Origin of the sequence: Muriicola sp. (assembly GCF_041567615.1) — a bacterium.
Taxonomy (GTDB): Bacteria; Bacteroidota; Bacteroidia; order Flavobacteriales; family Flavobacteriaceae; genus Muriicola.
Genome location: NZ_JBFGBM010000143.1, coordinates 1 through 6955 on the forward strand (window position 1 = coordinate 1; position 6955 = coordinate 6955).

Consider the following 6955-nt stretch of genomic DNA (forward strand, 5'->3'; position numbering starts at 1 on the left):
CAATACTGGGTGTCGTGTGTACTATTGAATTTTACGATGTGCTAGGGACCATAGATATCATGGTCCGATTTTCAATCGGTTCTGTAAAGAAAAAACGAAACTTTTCAGGAGTTCTTTAAACTGAGTTGTTCTACATACATAAAGTAATTTCTATTAAAAACCCAAATCTCTTAAAGATGAAAAATTTTAGATTGACTAATTTATTTGCTGCATTCGCAAGCCTGCTGGCCATTTCACTGGTAGGTTGCTCCAAAGACGAATCCCCCACAGGCGAGGGACAATTGAGCATCAGTGCCAAAGGTACCTTCAGCAGTGCCGGAACGGGTAAATCCGTCTCTGGTAAAAGTATCAACAATGATGTCGAAATCACCGATTTCCGCATGAACCTCAAGGAATTTGAACTGGAATTCGATATGGAAGATCCGGGGGAAGATTACGAGATGGATGAAAATGAGGACTGGGACGATGATGGCTATTACGATTTCGAGGACGAGATCGAACTGGCCGGACCTTTCGAACTGGACCTGATGGCCGGACAGATCAGCTTTCTGAACGTGACCATGCCCATGGGTAATTTTGAGGAACTGGAATTTAAGTTCGACGCCGGTACAGATCCCAACAGCGACCTATTTGGTAAATCCGTCCTGATCCAGGGAACCATACAGGGAACTCCTTTTATCTTCTGGCACGATTTTGAGGACGAAGTAGAAGTGGATTTTGAGGACCCCATGTTCGATATCTCCATTTCAGAAGTCCCGGAAGGTATCGTAATTGATTTTGACCTGAGCCTGATCTTTGACGGCACAGCCGGGGTCGACCTCTCACAGGCCGCGGACGGAAATCAGGACGGAACCATAGAGATCAGCCCTACTGATCCGGATGGCAACAACGAACTGGCCCAAAGCATCCGCAATGCAATCAAGCAGCATATCGACCTGCTGGACGATTAAGTTTTCCTAAAGATTCCCCTACCTCTCTAAGAGGTTACAGAATAAATTTATAAGGCTCAAATTCGCTGAGTAATCTCAGTAATTTGAGCCTTAATTCATAGGACTGACCCAGAGAATTCGTTAGCCTGTAACGTTTTGACCACTTTTATTATTCAGGCATCCCCAGATCTACCCAGTCCTTGATCAGCTGTACGGTGGCATCATCCATACAGACCCCTTTAAACAGGCTTGATCCACAAGAGGTCTTTCCACTTCTTCCTCTCCCTGAGTACCAGGGCCATGTTTATTCCCAATAATCCGGCGGTCTGTAGGAGCTCAGCCGTCTCATCAGGTTCCAGGAAGGCGTGGAACAAAAAGATATGCAGGGTGATCGGCAGCAGGAAGACGGCTCCGATAAAACCGGTATACTGCAAAATGAGCAAGGCCCCGAATAGTATTTCGCAAACCCCCAGGACCTGCCAGAAATATCCGGTCTGCTTGGCCCCACTGATATAGAGGATCTTTTGCAGGGTACTTTCCTGGGAGGGAGCCTTGAAATTTGCAGCTTTTTCCACTACCTCAACCGGGGAAGGTATGGGGGCTTCAAACTTGTGAATTCCCCCATAGATCATGAATCCTCCAAGAATCAGCCTCAGGGTGATATATGTGATTTGTATCGCTTTCATTATCTGGCCAATTGGGTTTCCCCTTCGTTGGGGTTGTAGACGTAGTTAAAGGTGTAATAACGAGATGCATCGGCAAAGCCATCCGGATTGGCAGGCGCATTTTCATAGTAACTGAGGATCTCTACCTTCGCATACCGCCCGTCATGGGTTCGAAAAACCAGGACGACCCCGGGGATAGGACTTACGACATTGGTCATAAAATTGTAGTTGTACCACCCATTGTCACTTCCTGTCGGGATGGCAAATGCTCCCTGCGCATCCTGCGCAAATTCCAGGCCCTCCGCAGTCAGGATTTCATCAAAGATCCCATTGACGATGGCGGCCCCTGCATTTCCGTTGCGCTCCGGTTCATCATTAGTTCCTGTAACCACACCCCCGTTTACGGCAATGGTCGTTCCCCTGAAGGCGATATCCCATTCGGTTTCGCTTTCGGTAACACCTCCGGATTCAAAACTGAACCGGGTGAAATCCCCTCCGATTTCCCCTTGTCCCTGACCACCGGTCTGGGGAGCAAAGAGGTTTTCCACCGTCCCAGCTTCCAGATCGTCCAATACCGTAAAAGATGGCAGGGCCGTCCTTGACTGACCATTTACGGTGAGTCTTAATTCGCCTGAAGTTGCCCCATCGGGAACCCGGGTGACCAACTCAGAAGAAGTAAGGGAAGAGATGGTTGCCGGAACTCCTCCAATGGTGATTTCAATGGCAGAAGGATCGGCAGGGAAATTGCTTCCGGAGATAGTGATCTCAGTTCCCACACTTCCCGAGACCGGGCTCACAGAGGTGATATTAAAGGCTGCTATATCGTCCATGGAATCCTCACTGCACGATACCAAAACAAAAAGAATAGAGAATAAACTGAATAGTTTTACTGCTGACTTCATTGAATATAGATTTAGAATTGAAAATTAATTTTTGCGAAAATTTCTGTACCCGGGTTGATCAGAACCTCCCCGTCCTGAGCGGCCAGTGGGTTGTTCCCTTGAAAATTGAACACATTATTGGCACCGATCTGGACACTGTAGTGCTCGAAGAGTCTTTTGCCGAACGAAAGATTGACCAGGGTGTATCCTTGTACAAAGGAATCGTCCAGCACATCCAGCAAACCATTCCCATTGCGGTCTGTGATCCCGAATCGGCCTCGGTAGACCGCGCGAAGGTTAGCATTTGCTTTCCACTTCGGGATTTCGCCGAACAGCTTCACGTTGAAGGCATGTCGGGAACGATTCTCCAACCCAAAATATCCGGATCGATCCAAGCGTACAGTTTCAAGGGTCTGGGGGTCTCTCGCGAATACCTCTCCATTTTCTATGTCTTCAAGCCTGTCTTTGTCATAGGCGAACAAAAGTTGATAGCCCGCTGAGAGTTCCAGGTTGTCCAGAAGCCGAACCTTTAAGTCGGTTTCCAACCCCTGTGTAAAGACACGTTCTCGGTTGATATATCCAAAAACATTCTGCCCGTTGTTCTTGGTCGCCAAAATGCGGGTGTCGATAAGGTTGCGAAAGTCGTTCCTGAACAGGTTTATCTCGGCAGAGAGCCCTCCTTTTTTATAGGTTATCCCCAGGTTATACCCCACCGAACTCTCGGCATCCAGGGGATCTCCGAGTTCTGAAGCATCGACCTGAAGGGAGGCTAATTCATCGTTTTCCCTTAGGCGTTCTATGCCCTCACTTTCCACTTCTTTTCCAAAAACGGAATACCCCCCGCCGGCTACATTTGAAAAATCCAGGTAGAGCTGCCTGAAGTCCGGTGCTTTAAAACCACTGCCTATAGAACCCTTCACCGCCAGAGCTGGGTTGATATCGTAACGGACAGATAGTTTTGGGCTCAGCTGGGCATTGTACTCACTGTGGTGGTCAAACCTGGCTCCCGCGATGATATTGAGCTTTTCGGCAGGTTTGAAATCATACTGTGCAAACAGATACTGGGACTCGAAGGAGACCTGCTCCCTGAAGAGTGATCGGTCCAGGGTCTCAAAATTATACCCGGCACCCAGACTCAGGGTATTTCCGGGACCAAACGTATAGTTGTAGCGTATTTCCGGTCTTAACAAGCGCTGGTCGAAATCATTCTCAATAAGGGTATCGGAATTTACCGGATCTTCGATCTGTTCGTTGGTGGTGTATCGGGTAAAATACACTTCATACTGGAGATTTGATTTTGTTCCGGGGTTTTGGGTAACCCTGAGGTGTAAATTGGTATCTGTTTCCTCGCTCGAATCGGGGGACACATCAAACTCCTGAAAGAAATAGCGGGCTGAGGCAAAAATATCCCATTTCTCAGAAGCCTCAAGGAACACCCTCCCGTTGATCGTATAGTTGTAAAATGGATTGATGGTTTGCCCATCCTGCAGAGGAGCCAGGTCGTACCCATCCGTACTCAGCCGGTCAGCAAATAAGGAATAGCCCAATTTACCCCTGCGTTGATTCAGATTTACGGATGTATTCTGGTTGTTGAAGGTGGCGGAACGATGTGAAACCTGACCAGAAATATCCTCCGAGTCCGGTTTTTCCGTAATAATATTGATCACCCCGCCCAGGGCTTCTGAACCAAACAGACTGGAAGAAGGCCCTTTGACTATTTCCACCTGTTGGATATTTCCGATGGCAAGCCGACTGAGATCCAAGTTGCCTGAACTCCTCCCGACGACCGGTACACCGTCTATGAGCACCATGATATAGTCTGAGGAGATCCCCTGTATCTGTACCCCTTCTCCTCCCCCAATGGTGGCATCCGGCGTCATGAGAATTCCGGTTTGTTCGTCCAGGATCTCATCGAGTCGGATCACCCCGGTCTGCTGCAACTGTCTTCTGGAAATAAGGGTAACGGGAAGCGGAAGGGATGAGAGTTGACGAAGGGTCCGTGTGGCTGTCACTACGACCTCCTCGAGGTTTTCAGTGGGGATAGAATCTGTACGCATCCTCTCCTGGGACCTCAAAAAAACCTGCCCGGCCAGTAAAAAAATTATCAGGAAATAATTTTTATTTAGAATCATTCCATATAAATTTGGCCGCAAATATAATTGTTATTTTTAATCAGTCTAAATTAGAATAAGTAAAATTTTATTGAATCCATTAACCAAAAAAACAATCCCATGAAAATCAGAAAATTGACTCTCTTCTCGTTGTTTGCCTTCGTATCCTTGTCTACGGCTACAGGGCAGGACAAACAGGTCCTGGACCGCAACGCCATCAAGGACATGTGCGGATGTTATGAGATCTCATTCCAGTATTCAGAGACCTTTTCCCCTGTGGAAGGGTATGACAAAAAACCGGACTACAAGACCGGCGCCCTTGAATTGGCATTGCCCATAGTGGATGAGGATGACCAGATCTCCATACAGCATCTCCTGGTGGTCAATGACTCAACCGTCATCAAGCACTGGAGACAGGATTGGCTCTATGAGAACAAAAGGGTCTTCACTTATGACAAAGACAACACCTGGGCCTTCAGAACCCTGCCTGCGGAGGACGTACAGGGCCAATGGACCCAATTGGTGTATCAGGTAGATGACAGTCCCAGATATTCCGGAACGGCTTCCTGGGTGCATGTGGATGGCAAGCATTTCTGGGAGAATAAGACAGATTCCCCCTTACCCAGACGGGAGTATACCAAGAGAGATGACTACAATGTGATGCTCAGGGGGAACCGGCATGAGATCACTGCGGAGGGATGGATACACGAGCAGGACAACGACAAGATCATCCGAAAAGACGGGGAAGATGATTCCTTGCTCGCCCAGGAAAAAGGGATGAATACCTACACCCGGGTCTCCGACGAAAAGTGTAAGGTAGCCCTTGACTGGTGGGCGGGCCACGAGGCCTTCTGGGGTGAAGTAAGAGCCGCCTGGGACGAGGTTTACCACAGAGAGGGAACGCTTTCCCTGGCCAGGAAGGTAGACGACAAACCCTTCTACGTTTACCTCAAAACCCTGGAGGAAAAAGGAGCCCAAAAGGATGAGATCCTCGAGGTCATCCAGAAATTTGTGAAGGATGATTCCGATAAGCCGACAGAAGCAAGTCGATAAGAACCCTATTTTTAAAAGAAAGGCCGTGAAGATCACGGCCTTTTTATTTGGATCTCAGTCCTGGTTGATACATGAATACGGACGATTGTATCTGTATCCCAACTATCTGACATTTGTCATAGAATGTATCGATATAGATCCATTACTCAGGCATCCCCTGATCTACCCAGTCTTTGATCAACTGTATGGTGCCCTCATCCATTCGGCCGGCGGGTGGCATAACCCCGGCCTGACCCGTCTGCAGGTCGATTCTGGCGAGAACGAGATCGATCTGACTGACCAGGAGAGGATAGGTGGATATGTCGAACCCGGCAGCCGGAGCATTTGCCCCGTGGCAAAGGATACATTCATTGTCAATGATGGAGGCCACATCGGCTGAATAGCTGTATGTGCCGTCCGTAGTTCCGGAATCTGTACTCGTATCGGCTTCCTCACCCTCAAGCAAACCATCGGAAATCCAGGCGTACAAGGTCTCTATAATGGCTTCGTCCACACGGCCGCTCGGGGGCATGATGTCATCCTCTTCATCCTCCTGCATGGCTTCCAGAATATCGTCTATGTTTTCCTTGGCCAGGGAATAGGTGGAGAGGTCTACCCCATCTTCCTGATACTGGGCGTTGTGGCAGGCCACACATAATTGATTTAATATGGGTTTGACATCCGTCTGGTAAGTAACCAGTCCGGCAAAAGGATCGGTGGCATCAGGGTTTTCCGTATCACTGCCTCCGGGGGTTGAGTCACCTGATGAGGAGTTGTCATCCGTGCTGTCAGGGGCATCACTGGAAGAATCGTCCGGATTATCAGCATCAGTGGTCTCGCTCACATCTTCCATGAGTTGATCGTCTAACCAATAATCTGACGTACAGGCTGCTGGGATAATAAGGAAGAGAATCCCAATAAAAAGGAGCATTTTTTTCATGGTACAATTGTTTGAATTATACTTAGTTAAAAAAGCCCCTTAAAACAGTATGCTATTATACTGGTACTTTACAAAGGTGACAAGTCTATCCTATCCATTCTATGACAAATGTCAGTTTGTTGATTTTTCCTGTGTCAGAACCAGGTAATGGATCATGAAAACTCCTATTTCATCTAAAGCAAAACTCCGGGAGTGGCCTGACAGTTGATGTGCCTTTGGAAGGCAGGTCATTTTGGACTATTGAATTACCTGTATTACGCCCCGAAAGTGAGCTATGCTCTACTTTCCGGGCGTAATCCTTTTGTAAGTCAGGAAAATAAAAAGCGAACAGGTTCACTTTACTGCAGATTCTCTCCCTTCAGGATCACCGATCCCGAAACACCAGCCATGTCCGGGA

General features: G+C 48.0%; 6 protein-coding genes. 2 read left to right on the plus strand and 4 right to left on the minus strand.

Annotated elements, in window-relative coordinates; translation table 11 throughout:
* Positions 1-176: 176 nt before the first annotated feature.
* Positions 177-950, plus strand: a complete 774-nt coding sequence (locus ABYP73_RS09970; RefSeq protein WP_372974216.1) for a hypothetical protein — start codon at positions 177-179, stop codon at positions 948-950.
* 218 nt (positions 951-1168) lie between these two features.
* Here ABYP73_RS09970 and ABYP73_RS09975 read toward each other — a convergent pair whose 3' ends face one another.
* From ABYP73_RS09975 to ABYP73_RS09985, 3 genes are read right to left on the minus strand one after another with little or no spacing between them, the layout of a single operon-like run.
* Positions 1169-1615, minus strand: a complete 447-nt coding sequence (locus ABYP73_RS09975) for a DoxX family membrane protein (RefSeq protein WP_372974217.1) — start codon at positions 1613-1615, stop codon at positions 1169-1171.
* Positions 1615-2496: an IPT/TIG domain-containing protein gene (locus ABYP73_RS09980; protein WP_372944687.1), complete on the minus strand. Its 882-nt coding sequence runs from the start codon at positions 2494-2496 to the stop codon at positions 1615-1617. The genes ABYP73_RS09975 and ABYP73_RS09980 overlap by 1 nt, the downstream gene beginning before the upstream one ends.
* 11 nt (positions 2497-2507) lie before the next feature.
* Positions 2508-4607: a TonB-dependent receptor plug domain-containing protein gene (locus tag ABYP73_RS09985; protein ID WP_372974218.1), complete on the minus strand. Its 2100-nt coding sequence runs from the start codon at positions 4605-4607 to the stop codon at positions 2508-2510.
* Positions 4608-4706: 99 nt separating this feature from the next.
* Here ABYP73_RS09985 and ABYP73_RS09990 point away from each other — a divergent pair, with 99 nt between their 5' ends.
* Positions 4707-5639: a DUF6607 family protein gene (locus ABYP73_RS09990; RefSeq protein WP_372974219.1), complete on the plus strand. Its 933-nt coding sequence runs from the start codon at positions 4707-4709 to the stop codon at positions 5637-5639.
* A gap of 142 nt (positions 5640-5781) precedes the next feature.
* Here the strand turns inward: ABYP73_RS09990 and ABYP73_RS09995 are convergent, their stop codons facing one another.
* Positions 5782-6558, minus strand: coding sequence for a hypothetical protein (locus tag ABYP73_RS09995; RefSeq protein ID WP_372944690.1), 777 nt, complete (start codon positions 6556-6558; stop codon positions 5782-5784).
* Between the last annotated feature and the right edge of the window lie 397 nt (positions 6559-6955).